The organism is Pseudomonas sp. DE0010, from assembly GCF_007680745.1.
Lineage (GTDB): Bacteria > Pseudomonadota > Gammaproteobacteria > Pseudomonadales > Pseudomonadaceae > Aquipseudomonas > Aquipseudomonas parafulva_B.
Window position 1 is genome coordinate 1 of record NZ_VEJQ01000103.1, and the last position, 333, is coordinate 333.

1 protein-coding gene is annotated in these 333 nt (G+C 67.6%); it reads left to right on the forward strand.

All coding sequences use genetic code 11. From position 1 onward, the window contains the following. Positions 1-333, forward strand: a 333-nt coding sequence (locus FS767_RS21845; RefSeq protein WP_144968192.1) for a cation diffusion facilitator family transporter, incomplete at both ends; no start/stop codon positions are given.

Sequence of the window (333 nt, forward strand, 5' to 3'; positions counted from 1 at the left end):
TGCAGCAACCCGAGCCCCTGGGCGCCCATGCCCTGGGTATCGCCGTCACCCTGTTTTCCCTGGCCCTGACCGCCGTGCTGGTGGCCTACCAGCAGCACGTCATCCGCCTCACCGACTCCACGGTGGTCCGCGCCGACGCCCTGCACTACCGCTCCGATCTGCTGCTCAACGTCGGCATCCTGGTCGCCCTGGCGCTGACCGGCTTCGGCTGGTACTGGCTGGATCCGCTGTTCGGTCTGGCCATCGCCCTCTACATCCTCTGGAGCGCCTACGGCATCGCCCGCGACTCCTTTGGCGTGCTGATGGATCAGGAACTGCCCGCCGACATCAGCG